The 26698-nt window shown below is 65.6% G+C and carries 26 protein-coding genes; 11 read left to right on the top strand and 15 right to left on the bottom strand.

Going from position 1 to position 26698, the window contains the following annotated elements:
* Nucleotides 1-210: 210 nt before the first annotated feature.
* The 5 genes from L2Y96_RS07935 to L2Y96_RS07915 form a co-directional block, all read right to left on the bottom strand.
* Nucleotides 211-1437 (bottom strand): MFS transporter, encoded by a 1227-nt coding sequence (locus L2Y96_RS07935; protein ID WP_247335163.1) that lies wholly within the window; start codon nt 1435-1437, stop codon nt 211-213.
* Nucleotides 1438-1565: 128 nt separating this feature from the next.
* Nucleotides 1566-2021: a hypothetical protein gene (locus tag L2Y96_RS07930; protein ID WP_247335154.1), complete on the bottom strand. Its 456-nt coding sequence runs from the start codon at nt 2019-2021 to the stop codon at nt 1566-1568.
* Between the two features lie 54 nt (nt 2022-2075).
* Nucleotides 2076-3044 carry a multidrug resistance efflux transporter family protein gene (locus L2Y96_RS07925; RefSeq protein WP_247335151.1) on the bottom strand — a complete coding sequence of 323 codons (969 nt, stop codon included), beginning with the start codon at nt 3042-3044 and terminating at the stop codon, nt 2076-2078.
* Nucleotides 3045-3076: 32 nt separating this feature from the next.
* A complete protein-coding gene (locus tag L2Y96_RS07920) occupies nt 3077-3448 on the bottom strand; it encodes a hypothetical protein (protein WP_247335149.1) in 372 nt (123 codons plus the stop codon).
* A 74-nt stretch (nt 3449-3522) separates the two neighbouring features.
* Nucleotides 3523-3864 carry a hypothetical protein gene (locus tag L2Y96_RS07915; protein WP_247335146.1) on the bottom strand — a complete coding sequence of 114 codons (342 nt, stop codon included), beginning with the start codon at nt 3862-3864 and terminating at the stop codon, nt 3523-3525.
* A gap of 101 nt (nt 3865-3965) precedes the next feature.
* On the opposite strand from L2Y96_RS07915, the gene L2Y96_RS07910 reads away from it, so the two are divergent.
* Nucleotides 3966-5183, top strand: coding sequence for a hypothetical protein (locus L2Y96_RS07910; RefSeq protein WP_247335143.1), 1218 nt, complete (start codon nt 3966-3968; stop codon nt 5181-5183).
* On the opposite strand, the gene L2Y96_RS07905 is transcribed toward L2Y96_RS07910, so the two are convergent.
* From L2Y96_RS07905 to L2Y96_RS07885, 5 genes are all read right to left on the bottom strand, one after another.
* Nucleotides 5180-5626, bottom strand: a complete 447-nt coding sequence (locus tag L2Y96_RS07905) for a hypothetical protein (protein ID WP_247335140.1) — start codon at nt 5624-5626, stop codon at nt 5180-5182. The genes L2Y96_RS07910 and L2Y96_RS07905 overlap by 4 nt on opposite strands.
* Entirely contained in the window at nt 5623-6264 is a 642-nt protein-coding gene (locus L2Y96_RS07900) for a DUF5671 domain-containing protein (RefSeq protein ID WP_247335137.1), read from the bottom strand. The genes L2Y96_RS07905 and L2Y96_RS07900 overlap by 4 nt, the downstream gene beginning before the upstream one ends.
* 80 nt (nt 6265-6344) lie before the next feature.
* Nucleotides 6345-8051 carry a single-stranded-DNA-specific exonuclease RecJ gene (recJ, locus tag L2Y96_RS07895; RefSeq protein ID WP_247335131.1) on the bottom strand — a complete coding sequence of 569 codons (1707 nt, stop codon included), beginning with the start codon at nt 8049-8051 and terminating at the stop codon, nt 6345-6347.
* Entirely contained in the window at nt 8048-8989 is a 942-nt protein-coding gene (locus L2Y96_RS07890; protein ID WP_247335127.1) for a phosphoglycerate mutase, read from the bottom strand. Before L2Y96_RS07890 ends, recJ begins: the two co-directional genes overlap by 4 nt.
* Before the next feature lie 2 nt (nt 8990-8991).
* Nucleotides 8992-10881 carry an ABC-F family ATP-binding cassette domain-containing protein gene (locus L2Y96_RS07885; RefSeq protein WP_247335125.1) on the bottom strand — a complete coding sequence of 630 codons (1890 nt, stop codon included), beginning with the start codon at nt 10879-10881 and terminating at the stop codon, nt 8992-8994.
* A gap of 176 nt (nt 10882-11057) precedes the next feature.
* Here L2Y96_RS07885 and L2Y96_RS07880 point away from each other — a divergent pair, with 176 nt between their 5' ends.
* The 6 genes from L2Y96_RS07880 to L2Y96_RS07855 all read left to right on the top strand — a co-directional run bounded on the left by L2Y96_RS07880 (nt 11058) and on the right by L2Y96_RS07855 (nt 15561).
* A complete protein-coding gene (locus L2Y96_RS07880; protein WP_247335122.1) occupies nt 11058-11399 on the top strand; it encodes a hypothetical protein in 342 nt (113 codons plus the stop codon).
* A gap of 51 nt (nt 11400-11450) precedes the next feature.
* The gene (locus L2Y96_RS07875; protein ID WP_425492586.1) at nt 11451-12503 is read left to right on the top strand and encodes an agmatine deiminase family protein; all 1053 of its coding nucleotides are present in this window, start codon (nt 11451-11453) and stop codon (nt 12501-12503) included.
* Nucleotides 12504-12524: 21 nt separating this feature from the next.
* A complete protein-coding gene (locus L2Y96_RS07870; protein ID WP_247335120.1) occupies nt 12525-13415 on the top strand; it encodes a carbon-nitrogen hydrolase in 891 nt (296 codons plus the stop codon).
* 22 nt (nt 13416-13437) lie between these two features.
* Nucleotides 13438-14673 (top strand): TraB/GumN family protein, encoded by a 1236-nt coding sequence (locus L2Y96_RS07865; protein ID WP_247335119.1) that lies wholly within the window; start codon nt 13438-13440, stop codon nt 14671-14673.
* Between the two features lie 184 nt (nt 14674-14857).
* Nucleotides 14858-15193 carry a c-type cytochrome gene (locus L2Y96_RS07860; RefSeq protein WP_247335117.1) on the top strand — a complete coding sequence of 112 codons (336 nt, stop codon included), beginning with the start codon at nt 14858-14860 and terminating at the stop codon, nt 15191-15193.
* Nucleotides 15194-15207: 14 nt separating this feature from the next.
* Nucleotides 15208-15561: a c-type cytochrome gene (locus tag L2Y96_RS07855; protein ID WP_343218442.1), complete on the top strand. Its 354-nt coding sequence runs from the start codon at nt 15208-15210 to the stop codon at nt 15559-15561.
* A gap of 282 nt (nt 15562-15843) precedes the next feature.
* On the opposite strand, the gene L2Y96_RS07850 is transcribed toward L2Y96_RS07855, so the two are convergent.
* Nucleotides 15844-16437 (bottom strand): NfuA family Fe-S biogenesis protein, encoded by a 594-nt coding sequence (locus tag L2Y96_RS07850; protein ID WP_247335116.1) that lies wholly within the window; start codon nt 16435-16437, stop codon nt 15844-15846.
* A 143-nt stretch (nt 16438-16580) separates the two neighbouring features.
* Between L2Y96_RS07850 and L2Y96_RS07845 the strand changes: the two genes are divergently transcribed.
* Both L2Y96_RS07845 and L2Y96_RS07840 read left to right on the top strand, forming a co-directional pair.
* Nucleotides 16581-16922, top strand: a complete 342-nt coding sequence (locus L2Y96_RS07845) for a 4a-hydroxytetrahydrobiopterin dehydratase (RefSeq protein WP_247335115.1) — start codon at nt 16581-16583, stop codon at nt 16920-16922.
* Between the two features lies 1 nt (nt 16923).
* A complete protein-coding gene (locus L2Y96_RS07840; RefSeq protein WP_247335113.1) occupies nt 16924-18315 on the top strand; it encodes a CPBP family glutamic-type intramembrane protease in 1392 nt (463 codons plus the stop codon).
* Nucleotides 18316-18422: 107 nt separating this feature from the next.
* Here the strand turns inward: L2Y96_RS07840 and L2Y96_RS07835 are convergent, their stop codons facing one another.
* A complete protein-coding gene (locus tag L2Y96_RS07835; protein ID WP_247335099.1) occupies nt 18423-19277 on the bottom strand; it encodes an RluA family pseudouridine synthase in 855 nt (284 codons plus the stop codon).
* A gap of 441 nt (nt 19278-19718) precedes the next feature.
* Here L2Y96_RS07835 and rne point away from each other — a divergent pair, with 441 nt between their 5' ends.
* Entirely contained in the window at nt 19719-23087 is a 3369-nt protein-coding gene (rne, locus tag L2Y96_RS07830; RefSeq protein ID WP_247335096.1) for a ribonuclease E, read from the top strand.
* 103 nt (nt 23088-23190) lie between these two features.
* Here rne and L2Y96_RS07825 read toward each other — a convergent pair whose 3' ends face one another.
* Nucleotides 23191-23844, bottom strand: coding sequence for a response regulator (locus L2Y96_RS07825; RefSeq protein WP_247335094.1), 654 nt, complete (start codon nt 23842-23844; stop codon nt 23191-23193).
* 219 nt (nt 23845-24063) lie between these two features.
* Between L2Y96_RS07825 and L2Y96_RS07820 the strand changes: the two genes are divergently transcribed.
* Complete coding sequence (locus L2Y96_RS07820; RefSeq protein ID WP_247335092.1) at nt 24064-24324, top strand: hypothetical protein; 261 nt, start codon at nt 24064-24066, stop codon at nt 24322-24324.
* A gap of 19 nt (nt 24325-24343) precedes the next feature.
* Here the strand turns inward: L2Y96_RS07820 and L2Y96_RS07815 are convergent, their stop codons facing one another.
* Both L2Y96_RS07815 and L2Y96_RS07810 read right to left on the bottom strand, forming a co-directional pair.
* Nucleotides 24344-24541, bottom strand: coding sequence for a hypothetical protein (locus tag L2Y96_RS07815; RefSeq protein WP_247335091.1), 198 nt, complete (start codon nt 24539-24541; stop codon nt 24344-24346).
* Nucleotides 24542-24632: 91 nt separating this feature from the next.
* A complete protein-coding gene (locus tag L2Y96_RS07810) occupies nt 24633-26657 on the bottom strand; it encodes a M13 family metallopeptidase (protein WP_247335089.1) in 2025 nt (674 codons plus the stop codon).
* Nucleotides 26658-26698 lie beyond the last annotated feature (41 nt).

The following is a 26698-nucleotide window of genomic DNA, read 5'->3' as shown; positions in this document are numbered from 1 at the left end:
CGACAGTACACCGCTCCAAGAACGAACCAGATGTTTGACAAGCGGCTAAGGCATCCCTAGATTCCACCTCGTCGAGAACACACGACCTCCAAGTCTGCAGTCAGGCCCCTCAGGGGCGGCAATTGCAGCAGGGACGAAGGCGTTGACGAGTCTTCCACCCTAGCCAAAAGCCCCGGGTGTGAGCCCGGGGCTTCGTCATATCAGGGATAATCAGGTGGCGAGCGGCTTCAGGCCTCGCAACTTGATTGCGATGGCGAGGCCTGCGACAACGAGCACCGCGACATACACCGCCACGCCCGTCCAGCCCGCATGTACCCAGGCGACACCGCCCAGCGAGCCGGCGACGCTAGATCCCATGTAATACGAGAACAGGTACATTGACGAGGCATGGGCCTTGGCGCGCTTCGCCCGCATGCCCACCCAGCCGCTGGCGATGGAATGGCCACCGAAGAAGCCGAAGGTGATGAGCGCGATGCCGATCACGATGGCCCACAGCGAACTGCTTGAAGTGAGCGCCACACCTGCCAGCATCATGACGAAAGTCGTCCAGATGACCTTGCCCCGCCCCAGCTTGCTGGCGAGCGAACCCATCCAGGCCGAAGCGCCCACGCCGATCAGGTACACCATGAAAATGGCACCGACGTGCGATTGCGACAGCGAGAATGGCGGAGCGAGCAGTCGGTACGACACGTAGTTGTAGATGGTGACGAATGCGCCCATGAGCAGGAAGCCTTCGGCGAACAGCCACGGTAGACCCTTATCCTTAAGCAGCTCACCGAACGACGACAACAAGGCGCGCGGATGGGCTCGGCGCTTCTCAAAGTGCAGCGATGCCGGAAGGCCCTTGGCGACAAGGAACGCGGCGACAAGACCCAGCGCGCCGATAACGCCAACGGCAACGCGCCACGATGCGTGATCCGCCGTGAAGCCCGAGATCAAACGCCCGCTCATGCCACCGATGGCATTGCCGCCAATGTACAAACCCATGGCGAAGCCCAACGACTCACCGTGCACTTCTTCACTCAGGTAAGTCATCGCAACGGCCGGCAGGCCGGCCAGCGTGACACCCAGTAATGCGCGAGCCGCCAGCAGTAACGTCCAGCTCGGCGACACCGCCGTCAACAACACCAGGATCGACGACGAGAGCAGCGACGCCAGCATGATCGGCTTGCGGCCGAAGGCATCCGAGATGGCGCCAGCGAACAGCATGCCCACGGCCATTACCGCCGTGGTCAGCGAAAGTGAAAGCGAGCTGGTCGCGGCATCCACCCCGAACTCGTGCGAGAACGCGGGCATCAGCGGCTGCACGCAGTACAGCAGCCCGAAGGTCGCGAAGCCGGACGAAAAAAGGGCGAGGTTGGTGCGCCGGAAGGCAGGCGTGCCGTGGCGAATGCGCCGATCAACAACCGCCGGCGCAGCGGGGGACGAGCCGTCCACGAGGGACCTCCAGGGAGTGAGCCAATGTGCCTAGGCTAAACCCTGAATTGAGTCGAATCGATACCGCAAAACCTCCGGTTCGATATGCCACACGACTAAATACGCCCAGCTCCTGCAGGTGCGGGCATTTAGCGCACCGCGGTACCGGGCGCGACACCGTCCCACTGAACTGCCTGCGCGAGTTCCTCGTCGGTCAGGGCCAGCGCACCCGAATCCTTCGAGGCGTGGTCGGCAACGATGTGGCCATCGTGACGGGAGAGTTCGCGATTGCCGGCGTCCGTGACCGCCTTGGCCCGCTCATCATCGGACGACAGCAGCACCAGCAGGGTGGTCGTACCAGCCACGAATTTCACGCCGCTTGTCGCGCCGGATTTCGCCAGCTCGGCGGAGGCCAGGGGAATCGCTTTTACCTTCCCCGCCCAGCGCGGCGGCCCGACGAAAGTGTAGCCCGCCGCTTCGTCGCGCCACTGGAACTGTTTCATAGGCTCGGCGGCAGGCGCCTTCTGGCCGTGAGTGCCCGGTGGGGGCTCGGCGTGACCGGCCAGCGGTAACGCGAGGAGAAGCAGGAAGGCGGCGGTTTTCATGGCATAGCTCCGTTGTACCCGGCCAGCGTACGCGGAACGCCTGTCGCCGCCGCGTCAAGCGCCGCGATCACCCGGATCCTCGGGGTGCCCTTCCCGTCCGCTCACCCATGCGAACAGCACGATACCAACGACGATGGCCACCGCACCCAGCGCCGACAACGCGCCCGGAAACGACTCATGCAGGAAGGTCACGCCAATCACGGTAGCAAATAACAGTTCGGCGGCCTGCATAGCCTCCACGGCGGCCAGTGCCGTCGGATTACGGCCAACGAGCTCCGTGGCGTGGAAAAACAGCACCGTGGCGATCACGCCTGAGGACAAGGCGACCCCGCCGGCGAGCAATGCCTCGCGCAGCGTGGGCGGCCCAATGGTGGCCCAGGTGGCTACAGCGATCAGCAACCACAGCGGCCAGCTCGCCAGGGTCATACCGAACACCCGTTGCACCGGCCCCAGCTTCGTACCGGTACGCTCGAGATGCAGGAGGATCTTCCGGTTACCCAGGGGGTACGCGAAGGCCGCCAGCACCACCGCGCCAACGGCAAGCCACGCCGAGGCATCGAGCGAGCCGTGCGCATTCCCGAACTGCAGCAGCATCACGCCGGCGACGATCAGCGCACCTATAGCCAGTGCCCCACCATGCCAGCGGGCACGCTCATCGCGATAGATGAAAGGCGCCATCAACGGCCCGGCCAGCACCGTCATCTGGAAGCTACCCGCGACGAGCCACGAGGGGCCACTGCTCGCCGCCCAGGTGAGAGGCACACCGAACAACACGAAGCCCACCGAACTCCATCCGAGCCACGCCCGTGGATGCGCACGCAGTTCCGACGGAAGCCGCCCCAACCCTCCCTGGAACGGAAGCACCACGGCCAACAGCGGCAGCGTGAACAGGTAACGCAGGATCACCGCCCACTGCCAATGCCCACCGCCACTGACGACGGCGCGGTTAAGCACATAGGTGAACGTGAAGAACAGCGCTGACAACAGCGCGATCGCCACGGCCTTCAGGGCGATGGAGCGCATGGAGAGCCTTGCGGGGATGGAACGAACCCCGACTATGCCAGCCGGCGCATGCCTTCGTCAGCCGCTTCGTTGAGCTCGTTGAGCTCGAGGAACAATTCCTGCAGGTCACCGCCGATGGACCGCCCATCAACCACAAGCCCAACGGAGCCCTTCACGCCGGCTACCGGGCAGCAGCCATCGGCAATGCCCAGGAGATTGGCCGTGGTTTCCACCATGACCTGGCAGACGATATCCATAAGCGTCGCCTTGCCGTCGTCATCCAGGTTCTGGAATAGCGACAGCGCCCGCACCCAGTGCGGGTCGACGGCCTGGTCGGGCGTCATCCTGAACAGGTCCGCGTAGACCGCGAGGTTGTCGCGGACCACGGCATCCTGCAGGGCCTGAACAAAGCGTTCGGCGTTCATGGGGGGCGTTACCGATGAATTGGGGGATACGCCTTAGATGGAGGCTGGGGGACGGGAGTCAATTGCCCCGTGACTCAGTGGTTCTCGCGGTTCATCCGGCGGGGACGGCGGGATGCCGGGACGTAGCCGGGCCAGACGGCATCGTAGAAGTAGCGTTCCTGGGCGCTGGGTGGCTCGTAGGGCTTGCTGGCCGCCGGGATCCGCTGCCTGAGCGAGGCTTCGTTATGCTCGGCCCAGCGCATGATCATCCGTTGCATGAGGGATACGCCCTTGAGGGCCATGCCCTGCCCGGCCTGCGGCCCGTAACGCCAGCGGACCACCCAGCGATCGCCCTCCGGGCTGACACGCGCGAACGCCCGCGTCGTCCCCTCCAGGATCGCGTATTGCCTTTCCCCCATCTGGACCCAGTGGACCATCGCCATGGATTGACGTTACGCCGGGGTAGTCTCAGATACGTGGAACGCAAGTTCCCCCTCCCATGTCGTAGAATTCGGCGCCTTCCATCGGAACATCTTTCGTGGCCGCCGATCCCAGTGCCGTCCTCCCCGCCGCTTCCGGCGGCCAGATCCTGCGACGCATCTTCGATCGGATCCCCCTCGCCGTCAGGCGCGCCTTCATCCCGTTCGTGGTCACGCGCCTGCTTATCGCCCTGCTCTTCGCAACCGTTCCCCTGATGCAACAGGGCCTGGCCGATCATTGGGGTGCACGCGATAACATGCGGATCCGGGTCTCCCCCGCCGCGATGGCTACCGGCTTTGAACGGGTAGCCATCGGGAACGACTCCAGTTTCTATTACGGCATCGCGTCCGAGGGCTACGAAGAGCGGCCATTCGATACGACGACTGCGACGCGCTGGGCGTTTTTCCCGTTGCATCCATTGCTTTGGCGTGCGGCTGCATACGTTACGGGCGAATGGCTCTGGTCAGGCATCCTGGTCGCCAACGTGATCGCTTTCGCGGCGTTCTGCCTGATGTGGTCACTCGCCTACACACTCACCTCCGATATCTCGCTGGCGGATAGCGCGTTGGTGTTTGCCCTCTGCTGGCCAACCACCTATTTCATGATGCTTCCGCACAGCGAGGCATTGTTTTTCCTCCTCGTCACCGCAGCCTTCCTTGCGGACCAGGCGCGGCGTCCCTGGCTATCGCCGCTCATTGGTGGCTTTGCCAGCGCGGCGCGAGTGAACGGCGTCTTCCTCGCGCCAGCGCTCCTGGTCGATCGCTGGTACAGGGGCGAGCGGACGCTCCGCGACATACTTCCGCTTGGCCTCACAGCCGTGGGCCTGGCAGCCTTCATGGCCTATCTTTGGCACGCCACGGGGAATCCCCTCGCATTCAAGGATATCCAGGTCATCTGGGGGCGCAGTTTCCACATGCCGTGGACCGCACTTACCGACTACGTGAGCCGCCCCTTGCAGTTGGTGGCGCCATGGAACCCCAAGGTGCTGAACTTTGCCGTGACGGTGCTCGCCGGCATCAGTATCGTCACGTGCTGGAAGCGCGGCTGGCGTGGCCTGGCCGTATTCACGGGCCTGACCTTGCTGGCACCGCTGTGCACGGGAACGCTCATGTCCATGGGGCGCTACCTCAGCGTGAGCCCAGGCATCTTTCTCGCACTCGCCACCTGGTCGGCCGATCGTCCGCGCTTCGCCCTGCTATGGCAGGCGATTTCGGTACTCGCACTGACCTTGCTATGCACGCTATTCGCGTTGCATATCGACATCGGCGGGGCTTAAGGCACGGCACGGCCCGTGCCCAGGTAAAACGCTTTCGCGACGCCCGGCTCCGCCGTCACATTGGCGGAGCGATCAAAGCACACGTGCCCTGCTGCGTGCTGACGAAATGGCAGTTCGGCCGCAGGCCCAACGTCGCCGCTGGTGGCGAACACCGCACAGAGCCGGTAGTCCGTACCCTTGTGGGTATAGTCAAACGGCGCCTTCGTCACGGGATCCAGGCGTTCCGATTCAACGGCGATCTCCGCAAGGCTTTCAGGCAACTTGCCGTAGCGGGCCACTTGCGCCTCGAGGCGCGTGGCAAGACCCATAAGCAGGCCCGCGCGCCGCTCATCCTGTGCACGCATGCGCTGATACCCCGGCGTTCCGTTGATCCATAACCCGGCCGCAACGGCAGCCAGCATGACGACGGAGACGGCAATGGCCAATGCGCCACGGCCGGTCACGCATCCACCTCATCGCGACGCAGGTCACGCAGGTAGTACGTGAAAGCGACGACGGCAATGATCGCAGCCACGATCACTTTCAGCATGAAGCGCATCGTTAGTTCGCCGCCGAGGAAATGGTCGACAAGCGTGGTCAGGTCACAGATGAGTGCCACGGCCGCGACGAACAGCGTGAGATAGGTCAGCCACCGACGCACGGCAGACTGCCGCTTTGCCGGATGCCGCGCCAGGGCTCGCTCATTGCGCCAGGATAGATAAAGAAAGACCGGGAACGCGATGATCACCGACGCGAGCGACCAGCGAAGGTCAGGGCCCAGCCTGAAGTATTCGACCTGTTGCGTGGCGTCTGGAAACGCCCGGTCGATCAGGTTGAAAAGCAAGGCACCCAGGTGAAACGCGCTCAGGTAGAGCGTCGTGAAGATCACGAGGTAGATGAAAGCCTCGCGCGGGGAGAGATAAGGGCGCGGCCGCGGCACGGGGATGGGAAAATCGCTCTCGGCGTAAGCGACCAGTGCGGGGCGTACCTGTTCTGGGGTCCAGCCTGCGGTGACCAGTGCCTGCTCGATCGCCTGCCGGGATTGCCCCCGATCCAGCGCGGCGTGGACGAAACGTTCCAGTTCCTGCGTGCTACCCGCCATGCACCCTCTCCTGAGTCCGTGTGGAACGGATCATAGCCATGTTCGACAGGCATTACCTGCAGAAGCGCGCTTGCACCCTCCTACATGGGCTCGAGGTGGGTGATGAGCAGGCGGACGCTTTCACGGCCTTGCCAGTCGTTCACCGTGAGCTCGTAGGCGGCGCGAAAGCGCTGTGGCGGCGGAGTGCCGTCGTAGCAGCTGAACATCACGGCGTCGAGCGGGGCTCCGCCCTGTTCGTGGCGGAGCTGGAAGCGGAGGTGCTTCGTGCCCATGGGTTTCCATGACGCGCATTCGAAGACGTTTTCGAAGACAGGTGCCGGAAACGCCTGACCCCAGGGGCCCGCGAAACGCAGTTGCTTCGCCAGGTCGAGCGTGTGATCGCGATAGTCGAGCTCGCCGTCGGTGTGGATCATTGCCTGCAACCGCTCGTCGTCCAGATGGGCGCGCGCGGTCGCATCGAAGATTTCGGCAAAACGCGCAAATCCGGAGGCAGGCATGCTGAGGCCGGCCGCCATCGCGTGACCACCGAAGCGCAGGATCAGGCCGGGGTGCTTCGCGTCAATTTCGGCAAGCGCATCGCGAATATGGAAGCCGGGGATGGAGCGCGCCGAGCCACGCAATTCATCGGTATCGTCGCCCGCAGGCGCAAACGCCATCACAGGCCGGTGCAGTTTCTCTTTCAACTTCGAAGCGACGAGGCCAACGATGCCGGCATGCCAGCCGGGATCGAACAAGGCGACGCCCACGGCATCGATGTGCGCCGCACGAGCGACCATCGTCTCGGCCTCCTCCACCATCCCCGCCTGCATTTCGCGGCGTTCCTGGTTGATGGCGCTGAGCTGTTCGGCGTAACGGCGCGCGATGCCAGTGTCGTCGGTGAGCAGGCAGGCAACGCCCAGCGACATGTCTTCAAGACGCCCCGCCGCATTCAGGCGCGGGCCAATGGCGAAGGCAAGGTCGGTCGCCGTCACGGTGGCGACCGATCGGTTCGACGCTTCGATCAGCGCCGTGATGCCTGCGCAAGCCTTGCCGGCGCGCATGCGCTTCAGGCCGGCCTCGACAAACACACGGTTATTGAAATCGAGCGGAACGAGGTCGGCGACGGTGCCAAGTGCGACCAGATCCAGAAGCGAGGTCAGGTCGGGCTCGGTGCCCTCGGCGAACCGCCCTGCATCGCGCATGGCCGCACGCACGGCGAGCAGCAGGTAGAACATGACGCCGACGCCTGCGAGCGCCTTGCTCGGGAAAGCGTCCCCATCGAGGTTCGGGTTAACCATCGCATCCGCGGCAGGCAGCGTATCGCCCGGCAGATGGTGATCGGTGATGAGGACGCGGATACCGCGCGCTTGCGCGGCGGCGACACCAGCGACGCTGGCCACGCCGTTATCGACCGTGACGATCAGGTCCGGCGCGGGCTCGAGCGACGCCACCAGCGCTTCGCTCAAACCGTAGCCGTGCACGAAGCGATTGGGCACCACGTGTGACACGTGCTTCGCACCAAGCAGGCGCATGCCGCGCTCAGCCACGGCGGCGCCGGTCGCGCCATCGCAGTCGTAATCGCCGGCGATGACGATGCGTTGCTGCTTGTCGATCGCATCGATCAGGAGCGTGACGGCACGGTCCATGCCACCGAGCAAGGCGGGCGAATGCAAGCGCGCCAGCCGATGCTCCGCACCTTCAGGCGTCGCCACGCCGCGTGCGGCGTAGATGCGTTGAATCACGGGATGCACATAAGCGGGCCAGCCACTGGGGGCCGATGCGGCGGTGCGCTGGCGCCAGCTTTTCATGCCTTGGCCTTGCGCCAGAAGCGCAGGCGGTGGGATTTGTGTACCACGGTGCGGCGGCCGTCAGCGAAGCTGAGGCGGAGTTCGGTGCCAGCTTCGAGGCGGGCGGCCAGGAAGGGCCACCATGTGCGATCGAAGTCGCTGGGCTGGACGTCCTGAAGGTCGAGGAGTTCGGCCTGGCCCGTCCCGGCTACGGCGGGGGTCGCGCGTGAGCGCGCTCCTACGAGGGTGTCGCGGGCTACGACGTCCACACCGGCTTTGTGGCCTAGCGCCCAGACCAGGAGGTCGTCGCTGTAGATGCGGGATTGGCCGCACTCGACCCATGCCGGAAGTGTTCCCGCGCCCCACAGCCAGACGCTGTTGATGGGCGGCAAGCCATCGCGCTGGCGCGCGGCGTTGGCGGCATGGTTGTGTAGTACGACCTGCGCCTCGTTGAGAAGCGCGCGCCAGCGGCGACCGTCTTCGCCCTTGGGTAACTGCTCGAACAGATCGGCGCCGAGCGCCTCTTCCGGCTCGGGGAACACGGGCACCTGGACGTAGTTGGGCACCTTGAGCTGCCAATGCTGGGGATCACCCACCATCAACGCCATGCCCTCTTCCGCAAACGTTTCGCCGAGAGCGGCGACCATGCTGGCGGCATCGGCACTGCACACGGCGAGGTTACCGCAACCCAGCAGACGCGCGCCGCTAAGCTCAGGCTGTACCCACGCGGGATCCGCGCAGACCCACAACGCATCGCCGGCATCGCCAGCCACGCTTTGCCGGATCAAGGCGGCGGCAGGCAACGGGCCATCCGGCCAACGAAAGCATTCCGCCAACGCATGCATGTAACCGGGCGTCGCGGCCGGCAACGCGGTACCGCGCGCCAGCCACTGGTTGAACTCTGCCACGAAGCTGAGCTTATCGCGGCCGGGCAGCAGTACATTCAACACATTCGCCATGCTCAGTCCTCGATTTTCTCGAGCAGTTCCATCCATTCGAACTCGAGCGACTCCTTCTCGCCGCGCAACTCTGCCTGGCGCTGGCCCAGGCGGGCAAGCTCGGCCGTGGGGCCACCGTAGACGGCAGGATCGGCAAGCTTGGTTTCGATGCTGGTGAGTTCCTTGTCCATCGCCTCGACAAGCGATTCGATTTTCTTCACCCGGGCACGCAGCGGCTTTTCCTTTTCGCGCTCCTCAGCGGTGAGCTTGCGCTTCTCTTTCGCCTTTTCCTTCACCGGCGCATCGGCCGGCGCGGAGGCGACGGCGGCGGTCTTACGCGTCGTGGCGCGCGTGCGCAGCCACTTGGCGTAGTCGTCGAGATCGCCATCGAACGGGCTGACATCGCCATCGGCGACGCGCCAGAACTCGTCGCACACCATGCCGAGCAGGTGGCGATCATGCGAGACCAGCACGAGTGCACCGTCGAAGTCCGAAAGCGCATCGGCCAGCGCTTCGCGCATGTCCAGGTCAAGGTGGTTGGTCGGTTCGTCGAGCAGCAACAGGTTGGGCTTGTCCCACGCGATGAGCGCCAGCGCCAGGCGTGCGCGCTCACCGCCGGAAAACGCGTCGACGTGCTCGAACACGCGGTCGGCCGGGAAGTTCCAGGTACCAAGGTAGTCGCGCAGCGCCTGCTGGCCGGCATTCGGCGCTTTGTCCTGCAGATGGTCGAAGGCGCTCCAGCCATCGTGCAGGCTTTCCACGGTGTGCTGCGCGAAGTAACCGATCTTCAGGTCCTTGTGGAACGGGCGCTCGCCGGTCATCGGCTCGAGTTCGCCGACCAGCGACTTCACCATGGTCGACTTACCCGCACCGTTCGGACCGAGCAGGCCGATGCGGTCGCCCGCTTCCAGGCCAAAGGCGATGTCCTTCAGCACCACGCGATCGCCATAGCCCGCATCGACATGATCGAGGCGCAGCATGGACGTTGGCAGGCGGTCCGGCTTGGGGAAGCTGAAGCTGAAGGGCCGTTCGGCGCGCACGGCCTCGGTACCACTCATCTTTTCCAGGCGCTTCATGCGCGACTGCGCCTGCTTGGCCTTGCTGGCTTTGGCCTTGAAGCGGTCGATGAAGGACTGCAGGTGCGCACGCTCGGCCTGCTCGCGCACATGCGCGATCTGCTGCTGGCGGAGGTGCTCGGCACGCTGGCGTTCGAACTGCGAGTAATTGCCCGTATAGAGCTTCGCCGTGCCGTCGTGCAGGTGCATCGTGTGCGTCGTAACCGCATCGAGGAACTCGCGGTCATGCGAAATGATCAGCAGCGTGCCCTGGTAGCGGCGCAGCCATTCTTCCAGCCAAAGGACCGCATCGAGGTCGAGATGGTTGGTGGGCTCGTCGAGCAGCAGCAGGTCCGACGGCGCCATGAGCGCGCGAGCCAGGTTGAGGCGCACGCGCCAGCCACCCGAGAACGAGGCGACCGCCTGTTCGTGGGTTTCGGGGGAAAAACCCAGGCCATGCAGGAGGCGGCCCGCACGGGCGCGGCCGTCATAGCCGTTGACCTCTTCGATGCGCAGGTGAGCCATGGCCACGGCCTCGAGATCGCCGGCATCGTAGGCGTCCTGCTCGGCCTTCAAGGCGGCAGCCACATCCACATCGCCGCCGAGCACGTAGTCGATCGCAGCATCAGGCAGCGCCGGGGTTTCCTGGGCCACCGAGGCCATGCGCACCTTCGACGGCATGTCGAGATCGCCCTTCTCCGGCTCCAGCTCGCCCTTGAGGGCGGCGAACAGGGTGGATTTGCCGCAGCCGTTGCGGCCGATGACGGCCAGGCTCCATCCGGTCTGGATGGTCAGGTCCATCTTATCGAGCAAGGTACGGGTGCCCCGGCGCAGGGCGAGGTTACGAAACGAGATCATGGCGGGCCGAAGAAGGCGAAAGGCGACTGCGCATGATAGCTGCCCTGCCCGCTCGCGTCGCCCAAGTGCGACTTAGCCCACAGCCGTGAAGACGGCCGGGCGCCGCCCATGGCGCGATATCGGGCGATCTGTTAAAACGCTGTCCTGCGCCGCATGGGGAGCGCGACGGAGCCATCATGAACACCATCAAGCCTGTTTTCACCGCGATCGCCCTGGCCCTCGTGGCCGTGGCCGCAGCGCCTTCCGCCCGTGCCGGCGATACCCTCCTGATGCAGCGCGTGCAGCAGGAAAAGGGCATGAACCTGCCCACCAAGGGCATGAGCATGGCCGACGTGGAGCGCCGTTTTGGCGCGCCGACCTCGAAGCTCGATTCCCGTGGCGGCGGCAGCAGCAAGCAGCCGGTGATCAACCGCTGGATGTATCCGGGCTATATCGTCTATTTCGAGAAGAGCCACGTGATCCACACGGTGCTGAACACCCCGGCGGGCAACAACACCAACCCGCAAAGCCCGAAATAACACGGTCGGGCAACGGTCATCGGGAAGCCTTACAATAGCGGGCTTCCCTTCATGACCCCACCCGCCATGACCAACTCCGCTTCTTACCGCCTCCCCGCCGAGTGGGAGCCGCAGGCCGGCGTCCTTATCGCCTGGCCGCACGACGGTACCGACTGGGCCGAGCGCCTGGCGGGGGTGGAAACCACCTACGTGGCCCTGGCGGCCGCCGTCACCCGCTTCGAGCCGCTGCACATCATCGTGGCCGATGCCGAACTGCGCGAACGCGCACGCCTGGCCATCGAAGAGGCCGGCGCCGATATGGCGCGCGTGCACTTCATCGAACTGCCCTACGACGACACCTGGCTGCGCGACTCCGGTCCGATCACCCTGACCGGCCCGAACGGCGTGCTGCTCAACGATTACCGCTTCACCGGCTGGGGCGGCAAGTTCGGTGCCGAGCAGGATGACGCGATCATCGCCGGCCTGCTCCAGCGCGGCGTGCTCAGCGGCCTGCCGCACAAGCGCATCGACTGGGCGCTGGAAGGCGGCGGCATCGAGAGCGATGGCAAGGGCACGATCCTCACCACGTGGAAGTGCCTGGTGCAGCGCCACCCAGACCTTTCCCGCGAATCGATGACCGACACGCTGGCGACCACCCTGCACGCCGATCGCGTGCTGTGGCTGGAGCATGGCTACCTTGAAGGCGACGACACCGACGCCCATATCGATACGCTCGCGCGCTTCAGCCCGGATGGCGGCATCGTCTTCCAGGCCTGCGACGACGCCAGCGATCCGCATTTCGAAGAACTGGGCCAGATGGCCTCGGAACTTGCCGAACTGCGCTCGCCGGAAGGCAAGCCGTACGTGCTGCACCCCCTGCCCTGGGCCCAGCCGATCATCGACGAAGGCCGCCGCCTGGCAGCGTCCTACGCGAACTACCTGATCGTGAATGGCGCAGTGCTGGTGCCGGCGTATGGCGACCGCGTCGATGCGGAAGCGGCCCGGATCATCGGGCTGGCCCATCCGGGCCGCGAAGTGGTGCAGGTGCCGTGCCGCCCGCTCATCTGGCAGAACGGCAGCCTGCATTGCATCACCATGCAGCTGCCCGCCGATATCGCCAAGTAAGCATTCCGAGGAAAGACAACCATGACCCGCAAGACCCTCAAGGTCGCCCTCCTCCAGGAAACCGACCGCGGTAGCCGCGATGCCAACCTCGACGCGATCGAGGCCGGCCTGCGCGAAGCCGCGAAAGCCGGTGTTGAACTGGTACTGCTGCAGGAACTGCACAACGGCCCGTACTTCTGCCAGCACGAGAGCGTGGGCGAGTTCGACCGCGCCGAGACCATCCCCGGCCCGGGCACCGAACGCATCGGCAAGCTGGCCGAGGAGCTGAAGCTCGTCGTCATCGCTTCCATCTTCGAGAAGCGCGCCACCGGCCTGTACCACAACACCGCCGTGGTCTTTGATCGCTCGGCCGTCATCGCGGGCAAGTACCGCAAGATGCACATCCCCGATGATCCGGCGTTCTACGAGAAGTTCTACTTCACGCCGGGCGACATCGGCTTCGAGCCGATCCAGACCTCCGTGGGCAAGCTCGGCGTGCTCGTGTGCTGGGACCAGTGGTACCCGGAAGCCGCGCGCCTGATGGCGCTGGCCGGCGCTGACATCCTCTTCTATCCCACTGCGATTGGCTGGGACCCCAATGACGACGACGCCGAGAAGGCGCGCCAGCGCGAGGCATGGATTACCGTGCAGCGTGGTCACGCCGTCGCCAACGGGCTGCCGCTGCTCTCGTGCAACCGCACGGGTTACGAGGCGGACCCTTCCGGCGTGGGCAGCGGCATCCAGTTCTGGGGCTCCAGCTTCGTCGCAGGTCCGCAGGGTGAGTTCCTGGCCCAGGCCGGCACCGAGGGTCGCGAACTGCTCATCGTCGATGTCGACATGGAGCGCAGCGAGCACGTGCGCCGCATCTGGCCGTTCCTGCGTGATCGCCGCATTGATGCGTACGCCGACCTCACCAAGCGTTACCGCGATTAACCCTTAAGGACACCCGACGCGCATGCAGTCCGCCGAGCACGACGCCCCCATCCCCGCGGCCCTGGAAGGCCAGCCTATCGAGCGCATGCGCCGCGATGGGGTCGATTACGTCATCCTGGGCACGGCGCATGTGTCGCGCGCGAGCGTCGAGGCGGTCAACGCACTGCTTGAAACCGAGCACTTCGATGCCGTCGCCGTGGAGCTGTGCGCCAGCCGTGCGCACGGCATCCGCGATCCGGAGGCCTTCAAGCAGATGGATCTGTTCCAGGTCATCCGCCAGGGCAAGGCCGGCATGGTCGCGGCGAGCCTGGTGCTCGGTTCGTTCCAGAAGCGCCTGGCCGCGCAGTACGGCATCGAGCCCGGCGCGGAAATGAAGGCGGCGATGGATGGCGCGGATGCGCGCGGCCTGCCGGTGTGGCTCGTCGATCGCGAGGTCGGCACCACGCTCAAGCGAGCATGGCGTAGCGTAGGCTTCTTCCAGCGCTTCGGCCTGCTGGCCGGCATGCTGGGCAGCGTATTCGAGCGCGAAGACATCGCCGAAGCCGATATCGAGAAGCTCAAGCAATCCGACCTGCTCGAGGCCTCCTTCAGCGAGTTCGCGAAGGATTCGGCACCGCTGTACCGCGCCCTGATCGCCGAGCGCGATGAGTTCATGGCAGCAAAGCTGCGCGAATACGGCGACCGGATGGATGACGCCGCACCCAGCCGCAAGGTACTGGTGGTGATCGGCGCAGGCCACCTCAAGGGCATGAGCCACGAACTGGGCCACCAGCACGGCGTGCCGTCGGCCATCGCCGATGAGCTCGCCGTCACGCCGCCGGCGGCGAAATGGCCGAAGTACCTGGCCGTTGGCATCGTGCTGGCGATCTTTGCCGTCATCGGCTACGCGTTCTACCGCAACCCCAGCCTGGGCAAGGAAGCGCTGTTGAACTGGGTGCTGCTGACCGGCGGCCTCTCGGCACTGGGCGCACTGATTGCAGGTGGCCACCCACTCAGCATCATCGCTGCGTTTGTCGCCGGCCCGATCAAGCCGTTCCGCCCCGGCATCCCGTCTGGCGCCGTCAGCGCCATGGTCGAAGCATGGATCCGCAAGCCGCGCGTGGTCGATTTCGAGCAGCTGCGCGATGACATCACGCACTGGACCGGTTGGTGGAAGAACCGCGTGGCGCGGACACTGCTGAACTTCTTCCTCGTGTGCATTGGGACGATCGCCGGTGAGTACATCGCCGGGATCCATATCATCCGGACGCTGCTGTAACTCCGATCGAACGCTTACGTGATCGGGGTCACGGGGCACAGTGGTAGCCCGCAAACGCGCTTTCGCGCGATTCGCCGGGCCAAGGGCTCTTGCTGCACCGCCGGTTGTCGCCCGCCGGAAGGCGCCTCTATACTCCAATGGCTACTTTCACCCCCGGCCCCGCCCGGTACCCAGGGAACCATTGATGAAGCGTCTGTATCTGTACGGTCTGATCGCTGTAGCCATGTGTGCCACCACGGCGCACGCTGAAGGGGACAAAACCAGGGGACGCCAGCTCGTGTACACCTGCCAGGGTTGTCACGGCGTACCCGGTTATTCCAACGTCTACCCGTCGTACCACGTGCCGCACATCGCCGGCCAGAACGAGCAGTACATCGTCAACGCGCTGAAGGACTACCAGAAGGGTTTCAAGGCGCCCGGTACCGGCCGCACGCACCCCACCATGGGCGCCCAGGCCGCCAGCCTGTCGGATAAAGACATCGCCGACATCGCCGCCTACCTTTCCAGTCTCGCCCAGTAAGCTGCCGAGGACGCATGATGATCCGTGGGTTCACCCTGACTCTCATCGGCGCCGCCCTGGCGCTGTCTGCCACCACCACCTTTGCCGCCGGCGACCCGGCCTCGGGTAGCAAGAAGATCGCTACCTGCGTGGCCTGCCACGGCAAGGATGGCAATTCGGTCGATCCGCAGTACCCGCGCCTGGCCGGCCAGTACGCCGACTACCTCGAGCAAGCCCTCCACGAGTACAAGAGCGGCAAGCGCGACAACCTCGTCATGAAGGGCTTCGCGGCCACGCTATCCGATCAGGATATCGACGACATCTCGGCGTATTTCCACACGATGCCGACCAAGCTCAGCGGCCTCGAGGGCCACGTACAGGGCGACTAATCCACCCTGTTACCCGTAACGAAAAAGCCCGCTTCCGCGGGCTTTTTCGCAGCTTCCGCGTAGGAGCCCACCCTGTGGGCGACGCCGTTCGCGCGTAGGAGCCCACCCTGTGGGCGACGCCGTTCGCGGAAAAGCTGCAGGGCCTGCTGCGTCGCTTCGAAAGATGTCGCCCACAGGGTGGGCTCCTACCGCGCTACTACGAAAGATGTCGCCCACAGGGTGGGCTCCTACCGCGCTACTACGAAAGATGTCGCCCACAGGGTGGGCCCCTACCGGGCGGCGTTAGCCGGCTTTGCGTTCGAAGTAGGGCTTGTCGCCCGTCGCGTGGTCGGTGACGTCGCGCACTTCGGTGACTTCGGGGATGCGTTCGCGCAGGGTCTTCTCCACGCCATTCTTCAGCGTGACATCGACCATGCCGCAACCATGGCAGCCACCGCCGAAGCGAAGCACCACCACGCCTTCCGCCGTAACTTCCACCAGCGAGATGCGACCGCCATGCGAGGCGATGCCGGGGGCGATTTCGGTCTCCAGCACATACTTCACGCGCTCGACCACGCCCGCGCCCTCACCCGGTGCCTCACCCTTGATCCGTGGCGCACGGATGTTCAGCTGGCTACCCGTAGGGGTCATCTCGTAATCGATGCTGGCCGGGTCGAGCCACGGCATGCTCTCGCTATCGACGTAGAGGTTGAAACCCTGGCACTCGATGGTCCACTCATCACCCGTGAGCTCGGTGGTGGAGCAGAACTCGAGCTCGCACTGCGCCGAAGGGGTGCCGGCCGAGACGACGCGCAGGCGCACGCCAAGGCCATCCTCGCCCTGCTGGGCGATCAGCCGCTGGAAATGCGCCTGGGCGCGTTCCGTGATATCGATCATGGTGACTCCGGAAAGACATGCCCGGCGCGGAGATCGCCGGGAAACAAGACCATTTTAGTACGGTTTCGATCTGGGCGCGCCCTTTTGACAATTCAACCGCGACCATCGACCCTTCGCTCCTTTCTCCGGATGGACACGCCGCCATGTCGCTCTCGCCCCTCGCCACCCAGCACTGCCAGCCGCGCAAAGGCGCCGAGCACGCGCTCGACCGCACCGCCATCGATGGCTACCTGAAGGACCTGCCGGGCTGGGTTGTAAGCGCCGACGGCAAGGCGATCGTGAAGGATTTCCCGTTCAAGGATTTCCACCACACGCTCGGCTTCATCAACGCCGTGGGGTTCATGGCCAATCAGGAAGACCATCATCCGGACATCGAGGCCGGGTACGGCCACTGCCATCTCCTGTGGTCTACCCACGACGTGGGCGGCCTCTCCCTGAACGATTTCATCTGCGCCGCGCGCGTTGAGGCCCTGCTCGACCGCTGACGTGCCCTCACGCCGCTACCGCGCGCTAGCGCTGGCGATGGCCGTCCTGGCCATCGCTAGCTGCTTCCTGCTCCCACTACTGGCAGCCCGCGTGGTGCGTGGCGCCATGGAGCGGTCCGGCGCCATGGATCGCGCCGCCTATGCGAGCGGCACATCACCCTGGTCATGGCGGTTTCGCGACGCTAATGACCTGGTGGCAGGAAAGGTATTCGGCGACGCTGCGATCAAGTCCGGCGAACAGGGCCTCATCGTGGCGCCAACGCGCAGCGGACGCGGCGAACTCGGCTTCCCACTGACCCGGCAAGCCGACCTGAGCCGACTCAATCTCCTTCGCCTGGATGCCAGCGCCCCTGCCGGGCAGTTCAGCATTGTCGTCCGGCCAACCTTGTCCGCACCGCTCGTAAGGGCCGACTTAACAGGCCTTGCCGCGCCCATCCACCTGGATCAGTTGACGTGGCGCGACGCGACAGGCGCGACGGTCGCGGCACCTGGGCGGGCCGCCATGCTCCGACTCGCCTTCATGCTGCCGACGGACGCCACCCTGGTGCTTCGAGGGGCAAGCCTCGCCCGCGCAGGCGGGCCGCTACCCGAAACCGGCACACCCATCCCAACCGGCCTGACCGCAGAAGGACTACTTCACTGGCGTGACCAGCAGCGGGCGATCGACCCGCTGACCACCTTTGGCAGCATGCCGCCCCCAAGCCCCGGGCCCAACTGGCTCCGCCTGACGCCGGTTGCCGTCTATTTTGTGCTGCTCATTGCTAACAGCATTCGGACACGGCGCCAACGCACGACCAGCCGGCTCGACGACCTGGTCCATGCCGCCCTGGCGGCGGCGGGCCCGTTGTGGCTCATCGTTGGACTGGGACTGGCGCCGAGGCCAGACGCCAGCGCCGTGGCGATGTTCGCCGGCGGCGTCGCTTACGCCGCCTACCTCACCTGGATTCGAGCCGTGCCCCGCTGGCACTGGAAGGGCAACTGGCGAATGGCTGGCTGGCCACTCCTGGCCATCCCGGTCGCCCTCGGCGTGGCGGCAGTCGCCGGGCACGCACCGGCGTGGCCGCCCTTAGGCCGCGCACTCCTTTATATAGGGTGGGCGTTTTTCCAACAGTGGCTGATGCTCGCCGTCGTGGCCGGGCTACTGGCCCGAGCGCTACCGCGACCCGCAGCCGTGCTGCTGACAGCCCTGGCCTTCGCCCTGCTCCACACCCCCAACGGCCTGCTCATGCAGCTGTGTTTCGTGGCCGAGCTGGGCTGGGCATGGTGGTACCTGCACCACCGTTCACTCTTACCGGTCGCCGTGGCCCACGCTGCGGCGGCGGTGATCATGCAGGCCTGCATGGCCGGGGGCGTGCTCCGCTCCCTGGAAGTCAGCGCCCGCTTCCTGTCCTGACACGGTAGGAGCCCATCCTGTGGGCGACGCCGTTCGCGAAAGCGCCGCAGGGCCTGCTGCGCTGCTGCAAAAGATGTCGCCCACAGGGTGGGCTCCTACGATGCGGGTTAGCTGCGGAGATTGTCGAGGAACGCCTTGAGATCGTCGGGCAACGGCGCTGAAAAGTCGTAGTTCTTGCCGTCAAGATCGAAACTCATGCGGGCGGCATGGAGGAACATCCGCTTCAGTCCCTTGGCGCGCAGGCGCTTGTTGGCTTCTGGATCGCCGTACTTCGGGTCGCCGGCAAGCGGATGGCCGATGTACTGGGCGTGGACGCGGATCTGATGGGTGCGGCCCGTACCGAGGGTCGCGCGCATCAGGCGGCTGGCGGGGTACTGCTCCACTTCCTGGAAGAAGGTGAGCGAGGGCTTGCCGGCGTCATCGACCCGGACCATGCGCTCGCCGCCATGCACGACCGACTTGAGCAGGGGCGCGTTCACATCGAACTTGGCCTTACGCGGCGTCCCCGTCATCAGGCAGAGGTACTGCTTAACCACCTGGTTATCGCGGATCAGGGCCTGCAGGCCGGTCAGGCCAGCCCGGCTCTTCGAGAAGACCAGCACACCACTGGTATCGCGATCGAGGCGATGGACCAGTTCCAGGTGCTCATTGGGGCGGGCGGCACGAAGCAGCTCGATCGCGCCATGGCTCACGCCACTACCACCGTGAGCGGCGATACCGACCGGCTTGTCGATCACCAGGAAGTGCTTGTCTTCAAAGATGATCGAGTCCGTGACCGCCTTGACCATGCCACTCGGGGCCACGCCCTCTTCTTTTTCGGCCATGCGAATGGGCGGGATGCGCAGCATATCGCCGGCCGCCAGACGGGTATCCGGCTTGGCGCGCTTGCCATTAATACGGACCTGGCCCGTTCTCAGGATGCGGTAGACCAGGCTCTTGGGCACCCCTTTGCAGAGGGTCATGAGCGCATTATCCACGCGCTGCCCGTCCCTCTCGGGGCCGATTTCGACCTGCCGCACACCTTGGCCGCCGTCGAGGGAAGTTGCCGTCTGCATTGATAAAACTCGAAATTGATAGGATACTCGGCGAGCGTCAGGCTCCGCTGAAGACTTATCTCTCGCGGGGTGCCGGTTCCGTCGCGTAAGGCGAGTGTCACGCTATCCCGTCCGAGGGGTCGGGAGGTGGAAGACACCCCATATCGTAATGGTTCGGGTTGCAGTTGTCCGGTTATCTGTAAGAAACGGGGTGGCTGCAAGGCGCTTATCACGAATCACGCCGGGACCAGGTATCGGCCCCGGAAACCATGCCGCTTAAAGCCTCACCGCTGCGGCGCGATCCCCGGCAGGCCGCCACATGGGCGCCACCGCGGCGCGCGGCCGCGCGGTCAGGTCGAGGAATCTACAATGAAGCGTATGTTGATCAACGCGACTCAGCGCGAAGAGTTGCGCGTGGCCATCGTCGATGGCCAGAATCTTTACGATCTCGACATCGAAATCCCGTCCCGGGAACAGAAAAAGGCCAATATCTACAAAGGCCGCATCACCCGCGTCGAACCCTCCCTGGAAGCCTGCTTCGTCGATTATGGCGCCGAGCGCCATGGCTTCCTGCCGCTGAAGGAAATCTCCCGCGATTACTTCAATCCGAACGCGGAAGGTAAATCAAATATCCGCGAGCTCCTGAAGGAAGGCCAGGAGATCATCGTCCAGGTCGAGAAGGAAGAACGCGGTAACAAGGGCGCGGCCCTCACCACGTTCATCAGCCTCGCTGGCCGTTACATGGTGCTGATGCCGAACAACCCGCGAGCGGGTGGTGTTTCGCGTCGCATCGAAGGCGAAGACCGCCAGGCACTCAAGGAAGCCCTCGAGCACCTCTCGGTGCCCGATGAGATGGGCCTTATCGTGCGCACCGCCGGCATGGGCCGCGACGCCGAAGAACTCCAGTGGGATCTCGATTACCTGCTGCAGCTGTGGAAGTCGATCTCCGCCGCCGCCACCTCGCAGAAGGCGCCGTTCCTGATTTACCAGGAATCGAAGCTGTTCATCCGCGCGCTGCGCGATTACCTGCGTAACGACATTGGCGAAATCCTCATCGACGAAGAGTCGCTGTTCAAGGATGCCCGCGATTTCGTCCAGCAGGTGATGCCGAACAACCTGCGCAAGCTCAAGCTGTACCAGGACCCGACCCCGCTGTTCTCGCGCTATCAGATCGAGACCCAGATCGAGTCCATTTTCGAGCGCAATGTCCGCCTCCCCTCCGGCGGCTCCATCGTTATCGACCAGACCGAAGCGCTGACCGCCATCGACATCAACTCGTCGAAGGCCACCAAGGGCAGCGATATCGAAGAGACGGCGTTCAACACCAACCTCGAAGCCGCCACCGAGATCGCCCGCCAGCTGCGCATCCGCGATGCCGGCGGCCTCATCGTCATCGACTTCATCGATATGGACAGCCCGCGCCACCAGCGCGAGGTGGAAGAGCGCCTGAAGGACGCCCTCAAGGCGGACCGCGCCCGTGTCCAGATCGGCCGCATCAGCCGCTTCGGCCTGCTCGAGATGTCGCGCCAGCGCCTGCGCCCGAGCCTCGGCGAAGCCACCCAGAACGTCTGCCCGCGTTGCGAAGGCCACGGCCATATCCGCAGCGTCGAGTCGCTGGGCCTTTCGACCCTCCGTCTCATCGAAGAGCACGCGATGAAGGAAAACACCGGGCAGGTCCTGGTGCAGGCACCGCCGTCGGTCGCCAACTTCATGCTCAACGAGAAGCGCGCCAGCGTGGTCGAGATCGAGCTGCGCCACAACGTCCACGTCGTGGTCGTGGCCGACGACAAGCTGGAAACCCCGCACCTCGAGATCACCCGCATCCGCGAAGCGGACATGGGCGAGCACAGCAAGCCGAGCTACGAGCGCACCACCCCGGTGGTCGCGACGGCCCTGCCGAAGATGGGCCAGATGCTGGGCAGCGGCGAGCAGCCGCTCGTCACCGGCGTCGTCCCGTCCTCGCCCGCCCCGATCCGCGACGACGAAGACGAAACCGTCGCCGCGCCGGCCCAGGTGGCCCGCCCGGCCGCTCCGGCCGCGCCCACCGGCGGCTTCTTCTCGCGCCTGTTCAGCGGTCTGTTTGGCGGTGGTGCCAAGCCGGAACCTGCTGCACCGGCACCTGCCCCGTCGTCGCGCCGCGAAGAGTCGCGCTCCGGTGGTCGTAATGACCGTAACGATCGCAACCGTCGTGGCGAAGGCCGCGGTGAGGGTCGTGGCGAAGGCCGTGGCAAGGGCGAGCAGCGCCAGGGCCGCAAGGACAAGGGCGAAGGCCAGGGCCGCCAGGGCCAGCAGCAGCCCAAGCCGAAGCAGGAAAAGGGTCAGCAGCAGCGCCAGGGCGAAGACAAGAATCGCCAGAAGGATGGCCAGCAGGAGAAGGGTGGCCGCCAGGGCGGTCGCCAGGATCAGCAGGACAAGGCGCAGGCCAACGAGAACCGCCGCCAGCAGCAGCCGCGCAACGAGCGCCAGCCGCAGGGCGAGAAGGTAGAGAAGGCCGATAAGGTCGAGAAGGCAGCCAACCAGGCTCAGCCGCAGCGCACCCCGGCCGAGAAGCCGGTGGCGCCGGTCGCCGCCGTGGTCGCCGAAGAGAAGCTGTTGACCACACCTGGCGCAGACCAGCCGCTCACCACGACCGACGCTGGCAGCGAAGCCGCCGTCACCGCTAATGGTGCCGAAGCAGCCGATGCCAACCGCGAAGCAGGCGAAGGCGGCCAGCGCCGTCGTCGCGGCCGCCGTGGTGGCCGCCGCCGTCGTCGCCAGGAAGACGGCGCACCGGCAGGTAGCCTCGAAGCCGGTGCCGATGGCGCCGAGCTCGACGACGAGGATGGCGATGATGACATCGGCACGGGCCGCGACAGCGCCAGCGTGCCGCCGATCCTCGACACGCCGGAAGCAGCCGCCAACGCTGCGAAGCTGAGCCCGCCGCGCACCGAGGCCACGAGCCCCGCTGAGCCGGGCGATGAAGAACACGTCCCGTCGGCACTCACCCTGCCCGCGCTGCCGAAGCTGCCGCCCATCCCGGGCAACGCCGCGCAGCCGGCGCACGCCGTGGCATCGCACGAAACCGTCACCCCGGCCGATTCGGTCGAGGTGCGGACCAGCGAACGCCGCCAAACGGAATCGGACGCCCCGCTGAAGACGGCCCCGGCCGCACCGGCACCGGTCCCGGCCGTCGAGCCGTCCGAGTCGGCGCTCGACGCTCCGGCACGTGGCGTCGCTTCCGATGATGTCGCCGCCGCGCCCGCGCCGGCCATCGAACCGGTGAAGGCGGAAGCGATCCCGGCTGTCCCGCCGGTGCTCGCGCCGAAGGCTGACGACGCGGCTCCGGCTGAGGTCGCCGCCCCGCCGGCCCCCGAGAAGACGGTGGTTGAAGCCGAAAAGCCCGTCGAGGCCGTGAAGGCTGCCGAGCCGGTCGTAACGGCTCCTGAGGCTGAAGCACCTAAGGCTGCCCCGGCCCCGGCCCCGGTACCGGCACCTGTCGCCGAACCGACGCCGACGCCAGCCGTGGTCGCCGCACCGCCTGCTCCCGTGACCCCGGCTGCCGCTCCGGCACCGACGGCAACGGCGCCGGTGGCACCCCCTGCCGAGCCGGCCACGCCCAAGTCGCCGGAAGCGTCGAACGTCTCGCACGTCTCGCACACCCCGGCCACGCCCGGCGAGCAGCCTGCCTGGACGCCGCCGACCCAGGGTGACCTGCTGACGCGGCCCCGCCAGGAGCAGCCGCAGGACGGCCAGCACTAAGCACCACAACGCGGGGAGGCCATCGGCCTCCCCGCTGCGTTAAGGCACACACAAAAACGCCGGGACATGCCCGGCGTGCCTCCCTCGATGTGCCAGCCCCGATCTAGGTGCCGACCTGGTGGTTATGGGTATCGAGCAAACCGTGGACGGTCATGAGATGGGCGAGGCCCACCACGTGATCCACGTGCAGCTTCTCCATCAACCGCTGCTTATACGTCGATACTGTCTTGGGGCTCAGGTTCAGGCGCTCGCCGATGGACGTGAGTGGCATGCCACGCACGAGCATCATCGATACCTCCATCTCGCGCGTGGAGAGTGAGTCGAAAGGCGAATCCGAACCATCGAGCGTCGCGAGCGCCAGTTGCTGCGCCACGATGGGTGCCAGGTACCGGCGGCCGCCCGCCACCGAACGCACGGCGGTAAGCAGTTCGTCGGACGAGCAACCCTTGGTCAGGTAACCCAACGCCCCCGCATCGAGCAGGCGCTTGGGGAAACGCGCGTCATCCACAACGGTCAGGATGACGATATTGGTGCGCAACTTGGCGCGGATGACGCGCTCCGTCAGCTCGACGCCACTCATGCCCGGCATGTGGACGTCGACAAGGGCGATATCCGGGGCCTGTGCACGGATGAGGCGCAGGCCCTCCTCCGCGGTAGCGGCCTCACCCCTGACCCGGAGATCCGCCTGCTGCTGCAGGATCATCCGGAAGCCGGTCCTGACCAGTTCATGGTCGTCGACCAAAACAACACTAATCATTTATTGCCCTCCCTGGGCCGACTGTACTTCTTTGCACGCTGAAAGCGCGCGGCCTGCGAATGCATACAATGCCAGATGTGCAGGCGGGACAACCAGCGCGAACCATGATGCGGCGGCGCCCGACCGCGCTGTAGCGGCTTTTTCCGCCAGCGTTGTGGTGACACTTCCCAGTGATCGTGTCATCGTCCGGCGCGGAAGCATGTAGGCCAAGGAGGCATCATGGATGATCGAACGTATCTGCTCGGCAAGCTCGCCGCGCTCGAATCGGCGCTGGAAGCCGCCATCTCGGCCCACCCGGAGCCCGGCGTACTCACCCTCGCCCTGTGCCAGGCCATGGCGCGGCAAGCGCCTGCGGCGCAAGCGCTCGATGTCGGGGCCTACGCGGAAGGATGGCTGGCCGTCGTGACACCTTTATTGATCTCGCGCGTAAAAATGCGCCCGTCCACGCCGTCCATGCCCACGACAGCGCGGCATCATTGAGCAACATCTGAGAAGCGGCTTACCCGGACGCGCCCGGCAAGGCGGCGGCACGCGCCTTTTTCTGCGCGTGCACGGCGGCAACCCGGCGCACGAGCACGATACCGACGAGGATCAACAGCGTTGGCCACAGCCGTCCACCGGCGGCTTTGGCGAGCAATTTACCCGCGGCCATCGCGCCAATCTGACTTACCTGGTGGGCACCCTGCGTGCTGGCCATGACCGGCCTCCCCGAGGCATTGGTTATCGCCAGCCTCGCCGCGCCCGCATGGGCGCGGCGTGAAGCCAGCGGCTAAACCGCCTTCGCGCACTCACCAGATCCTGACGCGCCCGGACGGTGGCAGGTAGAGGCGCATGCCCTGTGTCACGCCGTAGGCGCTGTTCCAGCTATCCAGGTTGCGCATCGTCCACACACGCTGCGGTCCCGGTGCGTGTCCATTCGTCAGCAAGCGGCGGCGCAGATCCGCGTCCCGGTACCGATAGCGCCACAGCTGCGCCCAGCCAAGGAAGAAGCGCTGGTCGCCGGTGAATCCATCGATCACGGCAGGATGCAGGCCGTCTGGCGACGCCTTGTACGCATCGTATGCCACGGTCAGGCCCGCGAGGTCGGCAATGTTCTCGCCGAGGGTCAGGCCACCATTCACGTGCATGCCCGGCAACGGCTCGTACTGATCGAACTGGCGCGCCAGCGCGCCGGTGCGCGCCTTGAAGGCGTCGAGGTCAGCGGGTTGCCACCACGTTGCCAGCCGCCCGTGTTCGTCGTACTTCGCGCCCTGGTCGTCGAACTGGTGGCTCAGCTCATGGCCGATCACAGCGCCGATCCCGCCATAGTTCACCGCCGCATCCGCTTGCGGGTCGAAGAACGGCGGCTGCAGGATCGCCGCAGGAAAGGTAATCGCCACGGTGGGGTAATTGGCGAACGCATCCACGGTCATCGGCGTGGTGGTCCATTCCCATCGATCGACGGGCTTACCTATTCGTCCAAGGTCCCAGGCATGCCGCCATTGCCGCGCACGCATCGCATTACCCAGCAGATCATCGGCGCGCATGGTCAGGGTGCCGTAGTCATGCCAGCGGTCCGGATAGCCGATGCGCGGCGAGAAGTTGCGCAGCTTCGCGTGTGCGCGTTGCTTCGTCGCGGGCGCCATCCAGTCGAGCTGATCGAGGCGGCGATCCATTGCGGCGATGATGCCCTTCACCATGGTGAGCGCCGCGGCCTTCGTCTGTGGGGTGAACCAGCGCGCGACGTATACCTTGCCGACGTCGTCGGGCACGGCTTCGACGGTGAAATTCGCCGCGCGCTGCCTGATCGGCTCACGCTGCTCGCTGCCATCGAGCACCTTGCCGTGGAAGGCGAAGTCCGCGTCGGCCACCGCATCCGGCAGCACATCGGCATAGGCGTGCAGCGACTGGATCAGTAGTGCATCACGCAACACGTTCACGGGCGTGCTTGCCACGAGCTTGTCGATCGCCGCGATGGCATCGGGCTGCATCACCACGACAGGCGCCGTGTCGCCCGCTGCTGCGCCAAGCAGCGCATCAAACCCAAGGTTCGGCGATGCTGCCTTCAACGCGCCCAATGTCGTCGGATTGTACGTGCGTGCCGCATCGCGGTTTTGCAGTGGTGTCCAGCTCGCGCGTGCGATGGCCGTTTCGAATGCCATCACCGCATCCGCGCGCTTCGCCGCATCGCCCTGCCCCGCCAGTACAAGCATGCGCGCCAACCAGGCGACATACGCAGAACGGGTCGACGGCATGGGCGCATCGCTGCCAAGGTAGTACGAACGGTCTGGCATGCCGAGTCCGGCCTGCGATATCACGGCGGCGTACCGATCCGGCTGGCCGTCGTCGGGCTGTACATCCACGCCCACCGGTAACGTGATGCCGAGGCGCAGCGCGTCGGGCAGCAGCGCGCGATAACCAGCCAGATCGTGCACCGCAAGCACGCGGTCAAGCCATGGCTTCATCGGTGCCATGCCGAGCCGCTCAACGCGCGCATGATCAAGGTAACTGGCATAGGCCGCGCCCATGCGGCTGCCGACATCGTGCCGTGCGGCCTCGATGATCTCGCTCACGCGTGCCGTATTCGTATCCGCCATGCGAGTGAACAACGACACCGTTGAGCGGTCGGCCGCGATCGGCGTGTGCTTCGTCCAGGTGCCGTTGGCATACGCGTAGAAGTCATCGCCAGGGCGCACGGAGCGGTCCATCCCGGCCTCGTCGAAACCAAAGCGGCCAGTTTGCGCGCGCTGGGCATGCTGGGCGTACGTCGCACCGCACACGGCCGACAACGTCAATGCCAGGGCCCAACAGGGCAGATAGCGAAACGGATTCATAGGCCCCTCCTCGCCCCACTCTAGTGGGAATGGAGGGCTCG

This window comes from Luteibacter aegosomaticola, from assembly GCF_023078475.1.
GTDB lineage: Bacteria > Pseudomonadota > Gammaproteobacteria > Xanthomonadales > Rhodanobacteraceae > Luteibacter > Luteibacter aegosomaticola.
This window is presented reverse-complemented; position numbering and strand designations above follow the sequence as displayed.

Coding starts and splice junctions, on each gene's coding strand:
- L2Y96_RS07890 (WP_247335127.1), bottom strand. CDS start 8,989: ATGGCGAATGTGTTGAATGTACTGCTGCCCGGCCGCGATAAGCTCAGC.
- L2Y96_RS07860 (WP_247335117.1), top strand. CDS start 14,858: ATGAAGCGTCTGTATCTGTACGGTCTGATCGCTGTAGCCATGTGTGCC.
- L2Y96_RS07835 (WP_247335099.1), bottom strand. CDS start 19,277: ATGACCCTCTGCAAAGGGGTGCCCAAGAGCCTGGTCTACCGCATCCTG.
- L2Y96_RS07875 (WP_425492586.1), top strand. CDS start 11,451: ATGACCCCACCCGCCATGACCAACTCCGCTTCTTACCGCCTCCCCGCC.
- L2Y96_RS07820 (WP_247335092.1), top strand. CDS start 24,064: ATGGATGATCGAACGTATCTGCTCGGCAAGCTCGCCGCGCTCGAATCG.
- L2Y96_RS07915 (WP_247335146.1), bottom strand. CDS start 3,864: ATGGTCCACTGGGTCCAGATGGGGGAAAGGCAATACGCGATCCTGGAG.
- L2Y96_RS07865 (WP_247335119.1), top strand. CDS start 13,438: ATGCAGTCCGCCGAGCACGACGCCCCCATCCCCGCGGCCCTGGAAGGC.
- L2Y96_RS07855 (WP_343218442.1), top strand. CDS start 15,208: ATGATGATCCGTGGGTTCACCCTGACTCTCATCGGCGCCGCCCTGGCG.
- L2Y96_RS07885 (WP_247335125.1), bottom strand. CDS start 10,881: ATGATCTCGTTTCGTAACCTCGCCCTGCGCCGGGGCACCCGTACCTTG.
- L2Y96_RS07845 (WP_247335115.1), top strand. CDS start 16,581: ATGTCGCTCTCGCCCCTCGCCACCCAGCACTGCCAGCCGCGCAAAGGC.
- L2Y96_RS07850 (WP_247335116.1), bottom strand. CDS start 16,437: ATGATCGATATCACGGAACGCGCCCAGGCGCATTTCCAGCGGCTGATC.
- L2Y96_RS07930 (WP_247335154.1), bottom strand. CDS start 2,021: ATGAAAACCGCCGCCTTCCTGCTTCTCCTCGCGTTACCGCTGGCCGGT.
- L2Y96_RS07815 (WP_247335091.1), bottom strand. CDS start 24,541: ATGGCCAGCACGCAGGGTGCCCACCAGGTAAGTCAGATTGGCGCGATG.
- L2Y96_RS07870 (WP_247335120.1), top strand. CDS start 12,525: ATGACCCGCAAGACCCTCAAGGTCGCCCTCCTCCAGGAAACCGACCGC.
- L2Y96_RS07825 (WP_247335094.1), bottom strand. CDS start 23,844: ATGATTAGTGTTGTTTTGGTCGACGACCATGAACTGGTCAGGACCGGC.
- rne (WP_247335096.1), top strand. CDS start 19,719: ATGAAGCGTATGTTGATCAACGCGACTCAGCGCGAAGAGTTGCGCGTG.
- L2Y96_RS07880 (WP_247335122.1), top strand. CDS start 11,058: ATGAACACCATCAAGCCTGTTTTCACCGCGATCGCCCTGGCCCTCGTG.
- L2Y96_RS07920 (WP_247335149.1), bottom strand. CDS start 3,448: ATGAACGCCGAACGCTTTGTTCAGGCCCTGCAGGATGCCGTGGTCCGC.
- L2Y96_RS07810 (WP_247335089.1), bottom strand. CDS start 26,657: ATGAATCCGTTTCGCTATCTGCCCTGTTGGGCCCTGGCATTGACGTTG.
- recJ (WP_247335131.1), bottom strand. CDS start 8,051: ATGAAAAGCTGGCGCCAGCGCACCGCCGCATCGGCCCCCAGTGGCTGG.
- L2Y96_RS07900 (WP_247335137.1), bottom strand. CDS start 6,264: ATGGCGGGTAGCACGCAGGAACTGGAACGTTTCGTCCACGCCGCGCTG.
- L2Y96_RS07925 (WP_247335151.1), bottom strand. CDS start 3,044: ATGCGCTCCATCGCCCTGAAGGCCGTGGCGATCGCGCTGTTGTCAGCG.